This is a genomic window from Streptomyces boluensis, from assembly GCF_009908195.1.
GTDB classification, from domain to species: Bacteria; Actinomycetota; Actinomycetes; order Streptomycetales; family Streptomycetaceae; genus Streptomyces; species Streptomyces boluensis.
The window spans coordinates 1-2,565 of record NZ_JAAAHS010000620.1 but is presented as its reverse complement, the minus strand read 5'-3'; the positions used below and the strand labels follow the sequence as shown (position 1 = coordinate 2,565).

At 68.3% G+C, this 2,565-nt stretch carries 2 protein-coding genes; both read right to left on the bottom strand.

Annotated features, from left to right (window positions below; genetic code table 11):
* Nucleotides 1–322: 322 nt before the first annotated feature.
* Nucleotides 323–1,690 carry an APC family permease gene (locus GUY60_RS36690; protein WP_161705832.1) on the bottom strand — a complete coding sequence of 456 codons (1,368 nt, stop codon included), beginning with the start codon at nucleotides 1,688–1,690 and terminating at the stop codon, nucleotides 323–325.
* The coding region (locus GUY60_RS36685; protein WP_246236121.1) for a carbon-nitrogen hydrolase family protein at nucleotides 1,687–2,565 on the bottom strand (879 nt) is incomplete at its 5' end. The genes GUY60_RS36690 and GUY60_RS36685, both read right to left, overlap by 4 nt.

Genomic DNA, 2,565 nt, shown 5'->3' with positions numbered 1-2,565 from the left:
GTTGACCCCCGAACCCCTGACTACTATTGGCGCCGAACCAAGGGGGACAAGACCCGGCGCGAAATCATCCGTTGCTTCAGACGCTATGCGGCCCGCAAGGTCTTCCACCTGGTCGGACAGCTACAGCCAGGACCCGCTCGTAGGGGCTGTGTGACAGAAGACGCTGCAGAACCTGATGGCCCTGCCTGATGCGACGAGGCCCCGCCGGACTTCCGGCGGGGCCTCGTCGCATGGCTGGTCTTCGGGCACGACGACGCCCGCCCGGCGGGGGCCGAACAGGGCGCAAAGGAGAGCGTGGTGGGTGAGGGAACTTAGGAGCGAATTACGCGGTGTCTCTCTCCGTGGGCGCGTTGTCGTCGTCGAAGGTCATCTCCGGTGCGGGGCGGCGGAATCCCTTGGTCAGGACGGCCAGATAGATGACGCCGATCGCCAGCCACACGCCGCCGATCTGGAGCGCGATGTCACCGAGCTTCGTGAGCAGGTAGACGGAGACGGCGGCGCCGATGACCGGCATCACCAGGTACGAGAAGAGGTTGGGGGCACGGCCCTGCCTGCGTTCGCGGACCAGGTGGGCGATCACGCAGACGTTGACCACGGCGAAGCCGAGGAAGGCGCCGAAGTTGATGAACGAGGTGGCGGTGGTGAGGTCGAGCTTCATCGCGATGACACCGGCGGCCGCGGTCAGCAGCAGGTTGCGGACCGGGGTGCCGGTCTTCGCCGACAGTCTGCCGAAGACGGCCTTGGGCAGTACGCCGTCGCGTCCCATGACGTACATGAGGCGGGCAGCGGACGCTTGCAGGGCGATACAGGAGGCGATGGATCCGGCGATGGTGACGAAGTTGATGATCTCCGCGTATGTCTCGCCGCCGACCTGCACCTTCAGGTGGTAGGCGGCCGCGTCGACGTCGGCGAACTTCGCGCCGGGATGGACCAGTTGCATCACGAAGGACAGCACGATGAAGATCGCGCCGGCGGCGATGACACAGCCGATGATGCCTTTGCCGATCGTCTTCGCCCCGCCCCTGGCCTCCTCGCCGAGGGTGGAGACGGCGTCGAAGCCGAGGAAGGAGTAGGCGGCGATGGCGGCGGCCGCGGTGATGGCGCCGAACGAAGTGCCGGAGTTCCAGAGGGAGTCGGTGACCGGGGCGGACGAGCCGTGCTTGCCGAGGAAGACGACGCACAGGGTGGCGAAGAGGACCAACGAGCCCACCGCGATGAACATCAGGACCTTGTTGACGCGGTCCGCGAGCTTCATGCCGAAGGCGTTGATGCCGGTGGTCAGGGCCACCGAGACGATCAGCCAGACCCACTTGGGCACGTCGGGGAACTGGGCGTTGAAGTAGATCGCGGTGATGAGCCAGCCGACCATGGGGATGAAGAAGTAGTCGAGCAGCATCGCCCAGCCGGACAGGAAGCCGATGCGGCTGTCGAGCATTCTGCGGGCGTAGGTGTAGACGGAGCCAGAGCCCGGTACGGCGCGCGCCATCTTCGCGTAACTCAGGCCGGTGAGCAGCATCGCGAGGGTGGCGACGGCGAACGCCGTCGGGGCCGCTCCGTCGCTGGTGGCGGCCACGACGCCGAAGATGGTGACGACGATGCCGGGGGAGATGTAGGCCAGGCCGAAGAGGACGACGGAGAACAGGCTCAGGTCGCCCTTCAGTCTCATGGTGTTCCGGGGCTCGCTGCTCATCGTGGTGGCTCCTCGGTGGTGGGGGCGGGGTTCCAGGCCGCGGGGTTCCAGGTGGCGGGGTCGATACGGCCCCCGTACAGCGGGAGTTCGAGGGGCGCGTCACCGGGGCGGAACTGGTCCCAGACGCGGTTGAGGCCGGCGGTGCCGTAGCGGCGGACGTTGCCGACCTCGTCGAGGTCGATCACGTCGGTGAGGGTCGTGTCGCCGGCGTCGACGGTCTCGGTGCGCACCGTGCCCTGCGGATCGACTACGAGGCTGCGCCCGATCCCGGACGGGGCGGCGGAGTTGACGCTGGCGACGAAGACCTGGTTGGCGATGGCGTTGGCGCGGTTGAGGACGACTTCCTGCGCGCGGTCGCTCGTCGAGGTGCGCACCACGTTGACGATCAACTCGGCGCCCATCCACGCCAGATGGCGGGAGATCTCCGGGAACCAGGTGTCGTAGCAGATGGACAGTCCGATACGGCCGACGCCGGCGAGGTCGACGACCTCGAACCGGTTGCCGGGTGCGGTCGTCTCGTAGGGGCGCCACGGGCAGATCTTGCGGTACGCGGCGAGGCGCTCGCCTTGTGGCGAGTAGACCGGTGTCGTGTTGTGGACCTGGCCGTCGGCGCCGCGTTCGTAGACGCTGCCGGGCACCAGCCAGATGCCCAGGTCGCCCGCGAGTTCGGCGAGGGCCGCGTCCCGTTTGCCGTCGAGGGGCTCGGCGGCGTTCTCCGGCGAGGCCGGGACGCCTGGGGCGCTCTCGCCGAGGTGCAGCTCGGGGTAGACGACGAGGGCACCGGGTGCGCGCAGTTTTACGCGCCGCTCCACGTCGGCGGTGAAGCCTGGGAGGTCGTCGGCCGGGCGGCCGGGCGCCTGGGCGAGGATCAGGGG